The 18,093-nt window shown below is 71.2% G+C and carries 10 protein-coding genes; 3 read left to right on the forward strand and 7 right to left on the reverse strand.

Annotated features, from left to right (window positions below; translation table 11 throughout):
- Window positions 1-11 precede the first annotated feature (11 nt).
- The 5 genes from ACFWFR_RS08840 to ACFWFR_RS08860 all read right to left on the reverse strand — a co-directional run bounded on the left by ACFWFR_RS08840 (window position 12) and on the right by ACFWFR_RS08860 (window position 10,729).
- On the reverse strand, window positions 12-5,534 hold the full coding sequence (locus ACFWFR_RS08840) for a ThuA domain-containing protein (RefSeq protein WP_377622486.1): 5,523 nt from the start codon (window positions 5,532-5,534) through the stop codon (window positions 12-14).
- 163 nt (window positions 5,535-5,697) lie between these two features.
- On the reverse strand, window positions 5,698-6,873 hold the full coding sequence (locus tag ACFWFR_RS08845; RefSeq protein WP_191799897.1) for a Gfo/Idh/MocA family protein: 1,176 nt from the start codon (window positions 6,871-6,873) through the stop codon (window positions 5,698-5,700).
- 91 nt (window positions 6,874-6,964) lie between these two features.
- Window positions 6,965-8,005, reverse strand: a complete 1,041-nt coding sequence (locus ACFWFR_RS08850) for a substrate-binding domain-containing protein (RefSeq protein WP_377622488.1) — start codon at window positions 8,003-8,005, stop codon at window positions 6,965-6,967.
- A gap of 148 nt (window positions 8,006-8,153) precedes the next feature.
- A complete protein-coding gene (locus ACFWFR_RS08855) occupies window positions 8,154-9,206 on the reverse strand; it encodes an ABC transporter permease (RefSeq protein WP_377622489.1) in 1,053 nt (350 codons plus the stop codon).
- The gene (locus ACFWFR_RS08860) at window positions 9,203-10,729 is read right to left on the reverse strand and encodes a sugar ABC transporter ATP-binding protein (RefSeq protein ID WP_377622491.1); all 1,527 of its coding nucleotides are present in this window, start codon (window positions 10,727-10,729) and stop codon (window positions 9,203-9,205) included. Before ACFWFR_RS08860 ends, ACFWFR_RS08855 begins: the two co-directional genes overlap by 4 nt.
- A gap of 417 nt (window positions 10,730-11,146) precedes the next feature.
- Here ACFWFR_RS08860 and ACFWFR_RS08865 point away from each other — a divergent pair, with 417 nt between their 5' ends.
- Both ACFWFR_RS08865 and ACFWFR_RS08870 read left to right on the forward strand, forming a co-directional pair.
- On the forward strand, window positions 11,147-12,280 hold the full coding sequence (locus ACFWFR_RS08865) for an ROK family protein (RefSeq protein ID WP_191800562.1): 1,134 nt from the start codon (window positions 11,147-11,149) through the stop codon (window positions 12,278-12,280).
- A 17-nt stretch (window positions 12,281-12,297) separates the two neighbouring features.
- Window positions 12,298-12,963 (forward strand): ThuA domain-containing protein, encoded by a 666-nt coding sequence (locus ACFWFR_RS08870; protein ID WP_377622496.1) that lies wholly within the window; start codon window positions 12,298-12,300, stop codon window positions 12,961-12,963.
- A 138-nt stretch (window positions 12,964-13,101) separates the two neighbouring features.
- Here the strand turns inward: ACFWFR_RS08870 and ACFWFR_RS08875 are convergent, their stop codons facing one another.
- Window positions 13,102-14,211, reverse strand: coding sequence for a hypothetical protein (locus ACFWFR_RS08875; RefSeq protein WP_377622492.1), 1,110 nt, complete (start codon window positions 14,209-14,211; stop codon window positions 13,102-13,104).
- Between the two features lie 81 nt (window positions 14,212-14,292).
- Between ACFWFR_RS08875 and ACFWFR_RS08880 the strand changes: the two genes are divergently transcribed.
- The gene (locus tag ACFWFR_RS08880; RefSeq protein ID WP_377622493.1) at window positions 14,293-15,309 is read left to right on the forward strand and encodes a dihydrodipicolinate synthase family protein; all 1,017 of its coding nucleotides are present in this window, start codon (window positions 14,293-14,295) and stop codon (window positions 15,307-15,309) included.
- A 147-nt stretch (window positions 15,310-15,456) separates the two neighbouring features.
- Here the strand turns inward: ACFWFR_RS08880 and ligA are convergent, their stop codons facing one another.
- Window positions 15,457-17,907: an NAD-dependent DNA ligase LigA gene (gene ligA / locus ACFWFR_RS08885; RefSeq protein WP_377622494.1), complete on the reverse strand. Its 2,451-nt coding sequence runs from the start codon at window positions 17,905-17,907 to the stop codon at window positions 15,457-15,459.
- Window positions 17,908-18,093: the final 186 nt, after the last annotated feature.

Consider the following 18,093-nt stretch of genomic DNA (forward strand, 5'->3'; position numbering starts at 1 on the left):
CCGGTGATCGGTCAGCCGCAGCTCGCAGCGGCGTGGTCGATCGTGTACGTGCTGGTCCTCCCCTCGGCGTCGGTCACCGTGACGGTGACCTGACCGGCCTCGATCGACGCAGCACGGGTCGCGAACGACTGGTGGGCGGACTTGCCCGCCGCCACCCCCGTGAAGGTCTTGGTGCCGTAGGCCGAGCGCACCACGATCGTGACCGGGGCGTCGCCCGTGTTGACCGCGGTGACGCCGAGCGTCACGCGGTTCGCCACGCACTTCGGTGCGGCCGTGACGGTCGCGGGGACCAGCTCACCGGCCGGCACCTCGAGCGAGGAGGCCGTGACGTTCCCGGCCACGTCCGTGGCCCGGTAGGCGAGGGTCGCCGCGGCGTCGCCGACGGCGACCGGTGCCTCGTACGCGACCCAGGTCGTCCCGTCGAGCGAGTACTCGACCGACGCGATCCCCGAGACGGCGTCTGTGGCCGTGATCTCCACCGTGCGGTCCTCGCGCAGCGTCGCCGCCGCGGTCGGTCCGTCACCGTCGATCTTGACCGCCACGTCGGCGCCCGTCACGTTCTCGGTGCCGGCCGAGGCCCGCACCTTGATCGTGTGCTCACCCGGTGCGTCCACGACCACGGGGGCCGTGTACTCGGCCCACGCGCCGCCGTCGAGCTGGTACTCGCGGTAGACCTGCTGGCCCGCCGCACCGCCCGTGGTGGCGACCGTGACGGTCACCGGACCGGTCCACCAGCCGTTCGCGCCCGACGGCGAGGCCGGGTCGAGCGACCCGCTCACCGTGAGCGGCTCGGCCTGGGGACCCACGACGCGGAAGTGCTCGAACGTCGCGGTCGCCGAGGCCTTCTGGCCCGCGCCGAGGGCGTACAGCCCGACCTTGGCGTCCGCCAGGCCCGGGTTGGTCACCTTCTCGGCGATCTCGGTCCAGGTCACGCCGTCGGCGCTGTACGAGCCGGTGAACGTCGTGCCCACCTTGGCCAGGCGCAACCACCACACGCCCTGCGTGAGGTTGTTGACGTTGGGCTGCGGGTTGAGGACGGTCGCGCCGGCCTCGCTGCGCATCTCGAGCCCACGGTCGACCGCCGCGCCCTGCTGGTTCTTCGTGATGAAGTCCAGCTTGACGTAGTTGTCGTCGTCGCCGTAGAGGATCAGACCACCCTGCTGGTACTGCTGGTCGAACGTCGAGCCGTCGACCTTGGTCTCGACCGTCCAGTCACCAGCGGGCTGGTCCTGCAGGACGATGTTCGGCACGTCGGTGTTGCCCGTGCCGTAGATGTCCGTCGGGGTCGTGTCGATCTCGAGCTTGCCGCCCGCGACCCGCAGACCCGATGCGTCCGGACGGACCACGCTGTTCCAGCGGCAGCCGTCGAGCGACGTCCCCTCGAACTCGTCGTCCGGCCCGGCCGCGGTGGCCGTGTCGTCCGGCGTGATGTGGAACCAGTCGAACTTGGCGTCGACCACGGCCGGCACCGAGCCGTCGTTCGCGAACGCCACGAGCCCGATCTTCGGGTTCACGAGGCCGTGCAGCGACTTGGTCTCGGACATGGCCGTGAAGTCCAGGCCGTCGGCCGAGTAGTACGCCCTGAGGTTGGACCCGTCGCTCGTGTAGCGCACGTAGAACGTGTCCGGGAAGTCCGTCGTGATGTTCACGTTGGACGCGGCCACCTCGTTGGGCGTGCCGTTCTCCTCGCGGATGAACTGGAAGACGCGCGAGTTGGGGTTCGCCCCGGTCCCGCGGCCCTGGATCACCATCTTGGCGTAGTTGTCGCCGTCGCCCCACAGGAGCAGACCGGCCTGCTGGTACTGGGCACGCGCCGGGAAGGTGACCTTGGTGGTCGCCGTCCACGGACCCGACGGGAGGTCCTGCAGGACGATGTTGGACACCGGTCCCTCGCCCTGGCCGTAGAAGTCCGCCTTGCTCGCCGGGATCACGAGGTGACCGTCGGCGACCGCGAGCTTCTGGTCACGACGGATGATCGTGGACCAGCGGTCCTCGTCCACCGCGGTGCCCGTGAAGTCGTCCGAGCGGCCCGAGAAGCACATGACCGGACCGGACTCGTTGACCTTGATGTTCACGTACTTGACCGTGTAGGCGCCGCCGGCGTCGGTCACACGGACCTGCAGCCGGTAGGTGCCCGCCGCGGTGTACGTGTGCGAGAACTCGGGGCCACCGTCGACGAACCCGCCGCCCAGCCCGTCGTCCCACGCGTAGACCAGGTCGGACGCCTCGCCGTCGGGGTCGGAACCCGTCGCGGTCGCGGTGACCGTCAGCGGGGCCGAGCCGACCAGGGTGGGCACGTCGAGCTCGACGTCGGGACGGATGTTGTCCGTGACGCCGCGGCCGTCGATGTCCATCCAGTTGACGTTGATGCCGCCCGAGAGCAGGACGAAGTAGAGCGTCCCGCTGCCTTCCGGCACGTTCGTGAGCGGCGTCGAGACGTCGCGGTAGACCTGCCAGTCCCCCGTGTTCGGCACGGTGATCCGGCCGATCTCCGGGCCGTCCGGAGCGTCCCAGCGCAGCGAGACCACGCCGTTCGCGTTGGGCGAGGCGACGCGCAGGCTGATGGCCTCGACGTTCGTCAGGCTCACGGGCTCGTGCGCCCACCAGTCACCGGGCTCGATGTAGCCCAGGTTCTGACCGCCGCCCGCGGAGTCCGAGGTGGTCTCCTTCTGGACGCCGGGGGTGCCGCTGGTCCCGATCGAGGTCTCGCGACCCGTCGAGGTGTAGAACTCCGACTGGACGCGCTTGGGCTGGAGCACCTGGAGAGCGTTGCCCGTCAGGGGCACGCCGGCCTCGCCGCCGTCGTCGGTGTAGGAACCCTCGATGACCCAGAAGATGTTCGACTCGATGCCGTGACCCTCGTCGCGAGCGGTCTGGAGGACCCCCTCGCAGCCGTACAGCTCCTCCATGGGGTGAGCGTGCGAGTCGTGGCCGAGCGAGGTGCGCAGCGCGACCGACGAGCAGTCGACGTCGCCGTCGGGGTCCTCGACCGTGATCCGGTAGCGGACCTGGTCGCCCCACTCGAAGAACCCGCCGTTGTCCGGGAACTCGATCTTCACCGTGGGTGCCTGGTTGCCGACGACCACCGTGACGTTGGCGACGGCGAACTTGCCGTTGCTGTCGGTCGCGGTGAGCTGGGCCGTGTAGGAGCCGTTCGCGGTGTAGGTGTGGGTCGGGTTCGCCTCGGTCGAGGGCGCGGAGCCGTCGCCGAACGTCCACTGGAGCGCGATCGGCTCGCCGGCCGGGTGGCGCGTGCCCTCCGAGGAGAACTGGACCGTCAGGGGTGCCGCACCGCTCGTCACGTCCGCACGGGCGTGGGCGATCGGCGACGGGTCGCCCTGGACGTAGTTGACCTTGTAGACCGCGCTCGAGTCGTTGTTGCCGCCGAAGCCCGAGCCCCAGTCGATCACGTACAGCGCGCCGTCAGGACCGAAGTCGAAGTCCATGGGGCGGTCGAACCCGTTGGACGGGTCCAGCACGCCCGGCATGATCCGGTTGATGTCGACGATCTGGTCACGCTTCTCGCCGTCGAGCTGGATCGAGAACATCGTGCCGTGGTTCCACTCGCCGAACAGCGCCTTGCCGTCCCAGTACGCGGGCCACTTCACGTCGGAGTCGAGCTCGGGGTCGAACTCGTAGACGGGGCCGCCCATGGGCGCACCGCCGCCACCGATCTCGGGGAACTGCGGGTTGGCCGCGCCGGTGTACCAGATCTCGGCGGCGATGGCGGCCGGGAGCTTCTGGATGCCCGTGTTGTTCGGCGAGTCGTTGGTCGTGCCCGCCGCGCAGTCGAACGACGCACCGGACTGGCCGGTCGCGAAGTTGTAGTCGACGTACGACGTGTTGGCGCCCGTGCAGTACGGCCAGCCGTAGAAGCCCGGCTCGCTCACGACGTTCCACTCGACCGCGCCGCGGGGACCGCGAGCGGGGTCGGCCGAGCCCGAGTCGGGACCGTAGTCGCCGACCAGGACGTTCCCGGAGGCGTTGTCGATACCGATCCGGAACGGGTTGCGGAAGCCCATGGCGTAGATCTCGGGCCGCGTCTTGTCCGTGCCCGGGGCGAACATGTTGCCCTCGGGGATCGAGTACGTGCCGTCATCCTCGGGAGTGATGCGCAGGACCTTGCCGCGCAGGTCGTTCGAGTTCGCCGAGGAACCCTGGGCGTCGAAGTTCTTGCGGCCGGGACGCTCGTCGGTCGGCGTGAAGCCACCGGACTCGAACGGGTTGGTGTTGTCACCCGTCGCGAGGATCAGGTTGCCGTCCTCGTCGAAGATCATGTCCCCGCCCGCGTGGCAGCACGTGTCGCGCTGCGTGGTCACGGTCAGGAGCTTCTTCTCGCTCGTGGGGTCGAACGTCCTCGACGCGGTGTCGTAGGTGTAGCGCGAGATCCGGTTGTGCGGGCCGTCCGACCCCACGTTCGCGGGCGACCAGTAGGCGTAGAGCCAGCCGTTCGTCGCGAAGTCCGGGTCGAGCACCAGGCCCAGCAGCCCGTCCTCGTTGGCCTGCGTCACGTTGAGGCTCAGCGCCGTCGTCGTGACGTTGGCGTCGTGGTCGATGCGGCGGACGCGACCGTCACGCTCGGCGTAGAACACCGTGCCGTCGGGGGCGACGTCGAGCATCATGGGGTTGCTCGTGTCCTCGTCGAGCGCGACGCGCTCGAAGCTCGCGCTCTGCGTCGCGTTGCAGTCCGAGTCGACGACGCCCGCGGCGGTCTGGATGCCGCCCAGCAGGTGCTCGACGAATCCCGGCTCGGTGTAGCTGGCCTGGGTGTGCCCGCCGCCGGTGTACCAGGAACGGCCGCCCTCGTAGGTCTGGCACCACGCGATCGGGTGGTCGGAGCCCATCTTCGCGCTGCCCGCGTCGTACGAGGTCTCGTCGAGGCTCGCGAGCACATGGACCTTGTCTCGCGGGCTCGTGCGGAAGTTGTACCACTCGTCGTGGCGGTCCCAGCGGGACGGCAGGTGCGCGGTCGAGGGGTGGACGCCGTCCTCGACCTTGATCGTGGCGTCCTGGTTCTGCGGGTGCCCCGAGAAGTAGGCGCCCACGAGGCCGCCGTACCAGGACCAGTCGTACTCGGTGTCGGACGCCGCGTGCACGCCCGCGTAGCCGCCGCCGTTCGCGATGTACCGCTCGAACGAGGCCTGCTGGTCGGTGTTGAGCACGTCGCCCGTGGTCGAGAGCCAGATCACGACCTCGTACTGCGCGAGGTTCTCGTCGTTGAAGGCGGCCGCGTCCTCGGTGACGTCGACCGTGAAGCCGTTCTCGATCCCGAGCTTCTCGATCGCGGCGATGCCGGCCGGGATCGCGTCGTGCCGGAACCCGGCGGTCTTGGAGAAGATCAGCGCGTCGAAGGGGGCCGCGGCGGCCTCCTGGGGCACCACGACGGACGTGGTGGCGGACTGGGCGGCACCGGGGGTGGCGGCGAAAGCCGCCGCCCCGGTCGCCATGGACAGTGGGAGCGCCACCGCGGTAGCGGCGACGGCCGCGACCGTGCGCATCGTTGCGCGCGGGGCTCTCCAGAGCACGTTTCTCACCTAGGACTCCTTGTGATGATGGGACAAGGGTGCTGCGCTCCGGGGTGTCGACGGCATCGGCCGTGACCCGTCGTCACCGGTGGCGGACCTGCTCCGCCGGGCATCTCGCACCACGCCGCACTCCGGCGCGTGGCTCCCGCACGCTGCGGGCCGAGACCTCCTCTCAGATCTGCTGCCAGTCGCTGTCGGACGCAGCGCTGCGCTCGACGGCTTCGAGGATTCGCTGGACGGCCAGGCCGTCGGCGAAGGACGGGGTGGGCTGGGTACCGGCAGCGACGTCGCGCACGAGGTCGACCGCCTGGTGCGTGAACGCGTGCTCGTACCCGAGCCCGTGACCGGCGGGCCACCAGCTCGCGATGTACGCGTGCTGGGGCTCGGTCACGACGATGCGCCGGAAGCCCGCGACCTGCGGGTCGTCCGAGGCGTCGAAGAAGTGGAGGACGTTCATGTCCTCGAAGTCGAACGCGACCGACCCGCGCGAACCGTTGATCTCGAGGCGGATCGCGTTCTTGCGGCCGTAGGCGAAACGGGTGGCCTCGAAGACTCCGAGCCCGCCGCCCGTCAGGCGCGCGAGGAAGACCGCGGCGTCGTCGACCGTGACGGGACCCGTCTCGGTGCCGCCCGTGCCGGACAGGCCCGAGAAACCGGTGGCGATCGGACGCTCGTCGACGAACGTCTCGAGGATGCCCGAGACCCCGGTGATCGACTCGCCCGTGATGAACTGCGCGAGGTCGATGATGTGGGCACCGATGTCGCCCAGGGCACCCGAGCCCGCCTTGGTCTTGTCGAGGCGCCACGAGAGCGGCGCGGTCTCGTCGGCGATCCAGTCCTGGAGGTACTGGGCGCGCACGTGGCGGATCGTGCCGATCCGGCCGTCCACCACGAGCTGGCGGGCGAGCTGGACCGCGGGGACCCGACGGTAGGTGAAGCCCACCGTGGCGAGCACGCCGCGCGCGGCGGCGGCCTCGGCGGCAGCGACCATGAGCTCGGCCTCGGCGACCGTGTTGGCCAGCGGCTTCTCGCACAGGACGTGCTTGCCGGCCTCCAGGGCCGCGATCGCGATCTCGGCGTGCGTGTCGCCCGGGGTGCAGATGTCGACCAGGTCGACGTCGTCGCGTGCTACCAGCTTGCGCCAGTCCGTCTCGACGTCGTCCCAGCCGAGCTTGTCCGCGGCAGCCGTGACGGCTGCTGCGTTGCGGCCCGCCAGCACGCGCATCTCGGGCGCGAGCGGCAGGTCGAAGAACCGCGGTGCGGTGCGCCATCCCTGCGAGTGGGCAGCCCCCATGAACGAGTACCCGACCATGCCGATCCCGAGGGTCGGGTGACCGTTTTCTGCCATCTCAGGCACTTCCTTTCGTGGTGGACGTCGCGGGCCGGGCGCCCGCCGGGGGGCGCTGCGCCCGGCCCGCGACGTCAGTGGTGGGTCGTGCTCAGGACTCGAAGGCCGACGGCAGGTACTCGTCGACGTTGTCCTTGGTCACGACCGGCGCGAAGAGCTGGATCTGGCGCGGCACGCCCAGCGAGGCGAGGTCGCTCATCGACTTGCCGTGCTCGATCAGGCGGGCCAGCTTGATGCCGTCGGCTGCCTGGGTCGAGGGGTAGATGACGGTCGCCTTGAGGACGGTGTCGTCGGCCTCGATCGAGCGCATGACGTTCGCCGAGCCGGCGCCGCCGACCATGAAGAACTCGTCACGGCCCGCGTTGTCGATCGCCGCGAGGACGCCGACGCCCTGGTCGTCGTCGTGGTTCCAGATCGCGTCGATCTTGGGCGCGGCCTGGAGCAGGTTGGCAGCGGCCTGCTCGCCGCCCTGGACCGTGAAGTCGGCCGCGACGCGGTTGTTGACCTCGAGCCCGCAGCCCTCGAGCGCGTCGGCGAAGCCCTGGCTGCGGTCCTGGGTCAGGGGCAGCGAGTCGATCCCGGCGATCTCCGCGACGACCGCGTCCTTGTTGTCGCCCAGCTGCTCGCAGATGTAGGTGCCGGCGCTCACGCCCATGCCGTAGTTGTCGCCGAGGACCGTGGACCGGGCCGCGAACGGGCTCGAGAACTCGCGGTCGACGTTGATGACCGTGATGCCCGCCTCCATGGCCTCGGTCGCGACCTCGGTGAGGGCTGCGCCGTCGAACGGGAGGATGACGATCGCGTCGACGCCGTCGTTGATGAACGTCTCGATCTGGCTGATCTGGAGGTTGACGTCGTTGGTCCCCTCGGCGACCTTGAGCTCGACGTCGTCGTACTTGGCTGCCTCGGCCTGGGCGGCCTTGGTGATGGCACCCATCCAGCCGTGGTCGGCGGCCGGGGCGGAGAAGCCGATGACGACCTTCTCGCCCGAGGCGTCGTTGTCCGACGACGCGCCCGGGGCTGCGGCAGCGGCGCTGGTCTCCGCGGGGGCCGGCGTGTTCGAGGTGCAGGCCGAGGCGAACAGCGCGACCGAGGTGAGCGCGACGGTCGCGAGGGCCAGACGGCGTGGCATCGGGGTACGGGTACGAGCGGACATGAGGATCTCCCTTGATTCTGGTCCTGCTGGTGCTGGTTGGGACGTGCTGGACGTGCTGGGGTTCCGGCCCCGCGGGGCGGGGTCGTGGTGCGGTGGTGCGGTACGAGAAGTCCCGACGGCGGGGCTAGTCGGATCTGGTGCGCGAGGCGAAGCGCTGCTGGAGGAGCACGGCGACCACGATGATCACGCCCTTCGCCACGTTCTGCGCCGAGGTCGACATGTTGTTGAGCGTGAAGATGTTGGTCAGCGTCATGAAGATCAGGACACCGAACACGGTCCCGACGATCGTGCCGCGGCCGCCCACGAGGAGCGTCCCGCCGACGACGACCGCCGCGATGACGTCGAGCTCGTAGAACAGGCCGTTCGTCGAGGAGCCGGCCGTGGTGCGGCCGAGCATCATGACCGCTGCGATGCCGGCCGTGAAGCCCACGAGGCAGTAGAGGTACATGAGGTGGCGCTTGACCTTGATGCCCGCGAGGCGGGCGGCCTCGGGGTTGCCACCGACCGCGATGGTGCGTCGGCCGAACGTCGTGCGGTTGAGGACGATCCAGCCGGCGACCGCGACCACGACGAACATCCAGACGAGGACCGGGATCCCGATGAAGTCGGCGCGGAAGAAGTTGAGGAACGGCTTGACCGTGACGATCTGCGTCTGCCGGTTGGAGATCATCTCGGCGAGCCCTCGGGCCGCGACCATCATCGCGAGGGTCGACATGAACGCGACGACCTTGCCGTAGGCGATGAGGACGCCGTTGATGAGCCCGCAGACCGTACCGACCGCGAGGGCCGTGACGACCATGACGATCCAGTGGGTGTCGGCGGCCATGGTCTGGGTCGCGAGCGTGCTGGCCCAGACGGTCGACAGACCCATGACGGAGCCGACCGAGAGGTCGATGCCGCCCGCCGTGATGACGAAGGTCATGCCGATGCTCAGGACGCCGATCACGGCGGCCGAGCGGAGGATCGTCAGGACGTTGTCGATGCTCGCGAACCGCTCTCCGGCCGTGACGTAGCCGACGATGCCGAGCGCCACGAGGGCGAGGACCAGGCCGACGTTCCGACCCATCGATCCATTGAACAAATTCCGGCGCGACGACGCGGGACCGGACGAACCGGAGCTCCCGGCGTGCGCCGACCCGTCCACGACGGTTGCGGTGGACACCTCCTGCTCGCTCACGCGGCACTTCCTTCCATGACGAGGTCGAGCACACCGTGCTCGTCGATCGAATCTGCTGGTCCCTGGTGGACGACGCGGCCCTCCGAGATCACGAGGACGCGGTCGGACAGACCGAGCACCTCGTCGATCTCGCTCGAGACCACGAGGACGGCCGCCCCCGAGGCCGCGAGGTCGCGGATGAGGTTGTAGATCTCGGCGCGCGCCCCGACGTCGACGCCACGGGTGGGCTCGTCGAGCAGCAGGACGCGGCAGCCGCGGACGAGCCAGCGCGCCAGGAGCGCCTTCTGCTGGTTCCCGCCGGACAGCGTCCGAGCGTGGCGCTCGACGCCGGCGGGGCGCAGGTCGAGCGAGACCGCCTGCTCCTGCGCCGCCGCCTTCTCGGCCTGCTCGTCGAGGAAACCTCCCTTGGCGAAGCGCCCGAACGTCGAGAGGGTGATGTTGCGGTAGACGGGCTCGTCGAGGAGGAGCCCCTGGCTCTTGCGCTCCTCGGGGCACAGGCCGATGCCCGCGTCGACCGCGACCGCGACCGAACCGGCCCGGAGCTGCTTGCCCCCGACCGCGACGGTTCCCTCGGTCGCGTGGCGCGCCCCGTAGATGGTCTCGAGGATCTCGGAACGCCCCGAGCCGACGAGGCCGGCGAGACCGACGACCTCGCCCGCCCGCACCTCGAAGGAGACGTCCGAGAACTCGCCCTTGAGACCGAGCGACGCGACCGCGAGCAGGACCTCCGCCTCGTCGGCGACCGGTTCGCGCGCCGGGAAGACGTTGTCGACCGCGCGGCCCGTCATGAGCTTGATGAGCTCCGCGGTGGGCGTCTGCGAGACCTGGAGGTTCTGCGCGACCGTGCGCCCGTCCTTGAGGACGGTGATCCGGTCGCCGATCTGCCGGATCTCCTCGAGCCGGTGCGAGATGTAGACGATCGCGACACCGCTCGAGGTGAGCTCGCGGACCACGCGGAAGAGGTTCTCGACCTCTTCGCTGTCGAGCACCGCGGACGGCTCGTCCATGACGATGACCCGCGCGTCGTGCGAGAGGGCGCGAGCCATGGACACGATCTGCTTGCCCGCGGCGGACAGCTCGCCCACCTCGCGGTGGGGTGAGATCTCGGGGTGACCCAGGCGCCTCATGAGGTCGCGGGTGTTCTTGGCGACCACGCGCCGGTTGGAGAAGCCGGCGGTCGACAGCTCGTGCCCCAGGTAGATGTTCTCGGCGACGGTCAGGCCGTCGACGACGTCCAGCTCCTGGTACATCGTGGCGACGCCGAGCTTGAGCGCGGCGACCGGGTGAGGGATGGTGACGGGCTCCCCGTCGATGAGGATCTGCCCCTCGTTGGGCTGGTGTGCACCGGCGAGCACCTTGATGAGGGTCGACTTGCCGGCACCGTTCTGTCCGAGGAGGCAGTGCACCTCTCCGGGGAGGATGTCGAGATCGACGCCGTCGAGTGCTCGGGCGCCGGGAAACTGCTTGACGATGCTCCGCATCTGCAGGAGCGGCCTGGTGGGCTGAGGGTCTGCGTTGACCATGTGAGAGAAACTAGCCGACCTTTTGACGAGCGTCAATCAGAAGATCTCGATCTTTTGCTTCGTTACAGACCCGTGACCAGCAAAAGTGGACATAGAGGTGCGGCGCGCCGGCCGAGACCCTGACTCACGTCCGGCCGCGCGAGCAGGCGGCGAGGACCTCGTCCAGGGTGGCAACAAGGGCAGATTGTCGGGGATATCACGCTACTGACAGGTGGAGGTGCGAGACTCCGTCCGCCGCGGCGTCGCTGCCGCGGCAAACCACACGCTAGGTCGGCTTCTGTCGATCGTCAAGCAAAAGCCGAAGATCGCAGTACGCTAGAGAACGCCACCACTGCGTAGTAACGAGAGGCTCCGTGATACATCGTGCCCACCGAGGAACTGCTGAAGTTCGCCCCACGCCCCACCGGCGCCGGGGACATGTTCCAGCTGCTCCGCGACGGCCAACCCCGGACACGGGCTGACCTCGCCGCGATCACCGGGCAGGCGCGGTCCACGATCGCCGCCCGCATCGACCTGCTGATGGCCTCGGGCCTCATCGCGCCCGCGGGCGAGGCGAGCTCGACCGGCGGGCGCCCCCCGGTGACCTTCGCCTTCAGCCCCGGCGCACGGATCGTGCTCGCGGTGGACCTCGGCGCGACGCACGCCCGCCTCGCGGTGACCGACCTCGCGTCGAACATCCTCGCCGAGATCGACGCCCCGCTGTCGATCTCCGAGGGACCGGAGACGGTCCTCGCCTGGGTCGCGGAGACGGGTGAAAAGCTCATCGCCGCGGCAGGACGCGACCTCAAGGACCTCGTGAGCGTCGGCGTCGGTCTCCCCGGGCCGGTCGAGCACTCGACCGGGCGGCCCATCAACCCGCCGATCATGCCCGCGTGGGACGACGTCGACGTCCCGGCGATCCTGGGCAAGACCTTCGACGCGTCGGTCCTCGTGGACAACGACGTGAACATCATGGCGCTCGGTGAGCACCGCACGGCGTGGCCCGCGGTCAGCGACATGCTCTTCGTCAAGGTCGCCACGGGCATCGGCGCGGGCGTCATCTCGGACGGCGAGCTCCGGCGCGGCGCCCAGGGGGCTGCCGGGGACATCGGCCACATCGCGGTCCCCAACGCGACCGACACACCCTGCCGGTGCGGCAACATCGGCTGCCTCGAGGCCGTCGCGAGCGGCCAGGCCATCGCCGGCGCGCTCAAGAAGGAGGGTCTCGAGGCCCTCAACAGCGGCGACGTCGTCACGCTCGTGCGCGGCGGCGACCTCATGGCGAGCCACGCCGTCCGTCAGGCCGGTCGCGACATCGGGGCCGTCCTGGCCGCGTGCGTGAGCCTGCTCAACCCCTCCATGATCGTGGTCGGCGGCATCATCGCCGAGGCCGGTGAGCACCTGATCGCGGGCATCCGGGAGATCGTCTACCAGCGCTCGCTCCCCCTGGCCACGCAGCACCTGCGCATCGTCACGTCGCAGGCACGCGGGCAGGCGGGCGTGCTCGGTGCGAGCGCCATGGCGATCGATCACGTACTGTCTCCCGCAGCGATCGATGCCCTGATCGCGTGAGCGCCAACGGAGGACTCATGAGCGTGCCGGACCGTCGGGCCCTGATCGTCCGGGGAGGATGGCCAGGCCACTCCCCCGAGGAGAGCACCGACCTCTTCCTCCCCTTCCTCGAGGAGTCGGGATTCGACGTCGACGTCGAGTCCTCGCTCGAGGTCTACGCCGACGCCGGGTACATGGCGGGCGTCGACCTGATCGTCCAGTCCTGGACCATGGGCGAGATCCTGCCCGACGAGATGCGCGGGCTGCGCGACGCCGTGACCAACGGTGCCGGTCTCGCCGGCTGGCACGGCGGGATCATCGACTCGTTCCGCATGGCCACGGACTACCTGCAGATGCTCGGTGGGCAGTTCGCCGCGCACCCCGGCGACCTGGTCGAGCACACCGTGGAGGTCCTGCCCGAGCACACGGACCACCCGCTCGTGGCCGGCCTCGGCCCGTTCCACCTGAACTCCGAGCAGTACTGGGTGCTCGCGGACTCGCTCAACGAGGTCCTCGCGACCACGACGATCCAGCCCACGGCCGACTCGCCGTGGCGCTCGCCCGTGGTGTCGCCGTCGATCTGGACCCGGCAGTGGGGCGCGGGGAAGATCTTCGTGTGCGCACCGGGTCACCAGCTCTCGGACCTCGAGAGCTCCGACCTGCGCACCGTGATCGAGCGCGGCCTCCTGTGGGCCAGCCGGTGAGGCACCACCGCTCCTGAGCGGCACCGTCGCGAACGGTCGGCACCCCTTCCGGGCTGCCGACCGTTCGTGCGTCCGGCCCGACGCCGGAGCGTCCCCCCGGGCGTGCGGGTCCGCCCGGGGGTGCCGCGCGGGCGGCGACTACCAGGCGCGCGCGACCGCGGTGTGCAGCTCGAGCAGGGGCGCGGTGCGCTCGCTCGGGCCACGCCCGAACCCGCACTCGGTCCCGACCCCGACCTCGCGCTCACCCAGGACCTGCACCGCGGCCGCGAGGCGGCGCAGTGCGCCCTCCTCACCGTCCTCGTGGTGGACGACGCCCAGGTAGAGCTCGGTGGCCGGGTCGATCGCGAGGTCGGCGAGCGGCGCGACGTACTCGACGTCGTCGCGCTCGATCGGCACGGGCAGGTGGAACCAGTCGATCTCGCGGGTCACGGTCGTGGCGAGGCCGTTCGCGACCTCGACGAGCCGGCGCGCGTCGGCGGGCTCGACGAAGTGCTTCTCGGCCACGTCGCCGTAGCAGAGGTGGAACCCGAGCTCGACGCCCGCGGGGACCGCGGAGGCCACCCGGGCCGCGCGCGCGACGCAGCCGGCGAGCACCTCGTCGGAGTCGACCGCGAACCACGCCTGCGCGGGTCCGGCCCCGAGGTTCGCGCCCTCGATCAGCGCGAACTCGCTCGCGAGGTCGAGCTGGATCGCGAGGTCCTCGGCGGGGACGGTCGCGACGATCGCCTCGATCTCGCGCAGCATCGCGGCCTCGTAGGCCGTGTGGACGGCCGCTCGGGCGTCGGGCACGGCGAACGCCACCACGGGGGCGAGCGGCGTGGGCAGGCAGACCTGGAAGCGGGTCCCGGCCGGGATGACCCCCTCGGCACGCAGCCGCACGAAGTCCGCGTACGACGACGACGCGGCCGCCGCGTAGCCCAGCTCGCCGAAGGTCAGGTCCCCCGGGGCGGCCGAGCCGTCGAGCACGTGCGGGCGCACGTCGAACCCGGCGACGACCACCGGGTCGATCGGGAGGCGCGCCAGACCGGGCACGGCTTCGAAGCGTGAGCCCTGGAACAGGATCCAGTGGAACCTCTCGCCGACCTCGCCGTCGGGGATCCGCCGGAGGTGGGTGCCCGCGTGCGCGGCGACGGTGCGGAACGTGTCCTCGGCGGTGGGGAGGTTCACGGAGCCCACGAGGTGGGCGCCACGCACGAGCGTCGAGGTGTCGGCGGGCGCGACGAGGTCAGGGATCAGGTCCTGGGTCATGCTCGCCATGGTAGGCGCGGGCGACGATCGGGCGGTGGGCCGTTCATCCCTCGGGCCCGCTCGTGTGGCAGCATCACGCGGATGACCGTGCCGTCGCCCTTCAGCGGGCTGCTCGCCTATCCGATCACACCCGTGGGGCCGGGACCGGGGGCCCCCGACCTGGAGGCGCTGGCCGGTCTGGTCGCGAGCACGGTCCGCGCGGGGGTCGACGGCGTCACGGTCCTCGCGTCGTCGGGCGCGGGCACGTCGTTCTCGCCCGAGGAGCGCGCCGCGGTCGTGGGCACGGCCGTCCGCGCCGCACGCGAAGCCGGGCCCGGCCGCTCCGGGGCCCGGGTACCGGTGCACGTCGCCGTCGCGGCGCCGGCCACGACGGAGGTCGTGCGGAACGCGGTGGCCGCGCAGGCAGGCGGCGCCGACGGCCTCGTGCTCACGCCCTTCTCGTACGTCCCGCTGGTCGACGACGAGGTCGTGGCCCTGTTCGAGGCCGTGGCCGCCGAGACGGACCTGCCGCTGTGCTTCTACAACCGGCCCGCGCAGAGCGGGTACGACGCGACCCCGGAGGTCCTGGCCCACCTGGCACGCCACGCCCGGCTCCTGGGCCTCAAGGACCCCGCCGCGAGGGCGGGCGTGGGCGCTCGCCTGTCCGCCGTCCGGGGCGCGGTCGACGACGACGCGTTCGCCGTCGGGCTGAGCGGTGACCTCGCGATGATCGAAGGGGCCTTCACGACCCTGCCGTCGAGCGACGCCTGGCACACCGGGATGGCCGCCCTCGTGCCCGCCGAGTACGTCCGGTTGCGCCGGGCGCACGTCGACGGCCGGCCCCTCGACGCCGTGCTCGAACGATCCTGGCTCCTGGCACTGGCCCGCGAGCTCGGGCAGCTGCGCCCCGTCGCGGGGCTCCACGCGCTCGCCGAGCTGCTCGGCGTGTCGGCCGGCCGGCCGCGAGGTCCGGTCCTCGCGACACCGCCCGAGCAGGGTGCGGGTCTGCGGTCCGTGCTGGTGCGCCGGCCGGCTGCGGCGGCAGGGGCCGCGGGGCCGGAGGCCGCGGGGTCAGGGGCGCCGGGGTCGGGGGCCGGGAAGCCCGGTCGCGCGAGGTAGAGGTCTCGTGTCGAGGGAGAGGCCCAGAGACCTCTTCCTCGACAGGAGACATCTATCTCGGCGCACGCGTCCGACGGCTTCGCGTCGCCGGCTGATGTCTGTGGCTTCCAGCCCGACGTCGTGGCCGCCGGTCGGTCGTCGGGACCGTCAGCTGCTCGCCGGTGCCACCGGTCGGTCGTCGGGGCCCTCTGCGCCGTCGACCTCGGTGGGTACGTCTGCCTCGTCGGTCGGCACGTCACCGACCGCCGCAGGCCCACCCGCGAGGAGCGCCACGAACCCGGCCTCGTCGAGGATCCGCAGGCCCAGGTCCCGCGCCTTGGTCTCCTTGGACCCCGCGTTCTCGCCGACGATCACGTAGTCGGTCTTCTTGGACACCGAGCCCGAGGCCTTGCCGCCCGCCGCGAGGATCGCCTCCTTGGCGCCGTCGCGCGAGAAGCCCTCGAGCCCGCCCGTGACCACGACGGTCAGCCCGGTCAACGGACCGGCTGCGGACTCGACCGAGCCAGGACCGGGGTGGCCGGGGATGGCCATCTGCACGCCCGCGGCCGTCCACTCCTCGACGATCTCGCGGTGCCAGTCGACCTCGAACCAGGCGAGGAGCTGGTCGGCGATGACGGGCCCGACGCCCTCGACCGCCGCGAGCTCGTCACGGCCCGACGCACGGATCGCGTCGAGCGACCCGAACCAGTCCGCGAGCGCCCGCGCGGCGACCGGTCCGACGTGCCGGACGTTGAGGCTCACGAGGATGCGCCACAGGTCCTTGGTCTTGGCGCGTTCGAGCTCGGCGACCAAGGTCTCGGCCGTGGTCGAGGGCCCGTACACGGGGAAGTCCTTGCGGACGCCTGCGGCGCGGCGCTCGGCGGGCGTCGCGTCCTCGTACCCGGGCGGGTAGGTGCGGCTCACGACCTTCTGGAACGGGCGGGCCACCTTGGCGCTCACCACGGATCCGTCGGACATGGTGACGTCGGCGGCCTCGCTCTTGCCGTCGCTCGGTCGGGGCAGCCCGGTCTCCGGGTCGCGCACGACGACCCGGATCGGCGCGAGCTGTTCGACGGTGAGGGAGAACAGGCCGGCCTCGGTCGGCAGCGGAGGCTCGGCCGGCTCGAGCGGCCGGGTCAGCGCCGCGGCCGTGACCTCGCCCAGCGCGTCGATGTCGAGCCCGCCGCGCGACCCGATGTGCTCGACGCGACCCTGGACCTGCGCGGCGCACGAGCGGGTGTTGGTGCAGCGCAGGTCGACGTCGCCCTCCTTGAGCGGGCGCAGCGGCGCGCCGCACACGGGGCACTCGGTCGGCATGACGAACTCCGTACGCTGCACGCCGTCCTCGCGCAGCGCGACGACCGGACCGAGGATCTCCGGGATGACGTCCCCCGCCTTGCGCAGCACCACGACGTCACCGATCAGCACCCCCTTGGCGCGCACCACGTCCTGGTTGTGGAGCGTCGCCTGGCGCACGGTGCTGCCCGCGACGAGCACCGGCTCCATGACGGCGTACGGCGTTGCCCGCCCGGTCCGGCCGACGCCGACCTGGATGGCGAGCAGGCGCGTGTTGACCTCCTCGGGAGGGTACTTGTAGGCGATGGCCCACCGCGGTGCGCGGCTCGTCGCACCGAGGCGGCGCTGGAGCGCGAGCTCGTCGACCTTGACCACGATCCCGTCGAGCTCGTGCTCGATGCTGTGCCGGTGCTCGCCGTAGTAGGCGATCATGTCCTGCACGCCCGCGAGCCCGTCGACCACGCGGTTGTGGGGCGAGACCGGGACGCCCCACCGCTCGAACAGGGCGTAGGCGTCCGACTGGCGCTCGAGCTCGGCGTGCTCGCCCTCGTCCCACTGCAGCGCTCCGACGCCGTGCGCGTACATGCGCAGGTTGCGGCTCGCCGTGACGGCCGGGTCCTTCTGCCGGAGCGAGCCTGCCGCGGTGTTGCGCGGGTTGGCGTAGGGAGCCTGGCCGGCCGCGACGAGCGCCTCGTTGAGGGCCGCGAAGTCCTCGACGCCCAGGAAGACCTCGCCGCGGACCTCGATCACCGCCGGGTGCGTGGCCGGGTCTCCCGCGAGCTGCTGCGGGATGCTCGTGATGGTGCGGACGTTGGCCGTGACGTCCTCGCCCGTGCGCCCGTCGCCTCGCGTCGCGGCCCGCACGAGGCGCCCCCGCTCGTACAGCAGCGCGATCGCGAGGCCGTCGATCTTGACCTCGCACAGGTACTCGACGGGGGCCTCGGGCGGGACGCCCAGGTCACGGTGCACGCGCGCGGCCCACGCGGCGAGGTCCTCCGCGGAGAAGGCGTTGTCGAGCGAGAGCATGCGTTCGAGGTGCTCGACCGTCGCGAAGCCCGTCGCGGCCCGTCCGCCGACGCGCTGCGTGGGCGACTCCGGGGTCTGGAGCGCGGGGTGCGCCGCCTCGAGCGCCTCGAGCTCGCGCATGCGCGCGTCGTACTCGGCGTCCGACGACACGGGCGCGTCGGCCTCGTAGTAGGCCCGCTGGTCGGCCTCGACCAGGGCCACGAGCTCGGCCCAGCGCCGTTGGGCGGCGGCTTCGTCGAGGGCCGGGGCGGCGTCGGCGGCGAGGGGCTCGAGGAGGTGCGAGGAGGCGTCGTTCACGTGCCCATCATCGCGTGCTCCACCCACACCCGCGCGGTCCACCGGCTCGCCCTGCCCCGACGCAGAGCAGCGCCCCGCGCTGGAGGACGCGGGGCGCTGCGTGCGGGTCCGGGACGAAAGGGGGAACCCCGGACCCTCGGTGAGTGGCGCCACCCGGCAGGACGCGCCACCCGACCCAGACCCAGT

This window comes from Oerskovia sp. NPDC060287 (assembly GCF_042726775.1).
Taxonomy (GTDB): Bacteria; Actinomycetota; Actinomycetes; order Actinomycetales; family Cellulomonadaceae; genus Oerskovia; species Oerskovia merdavium.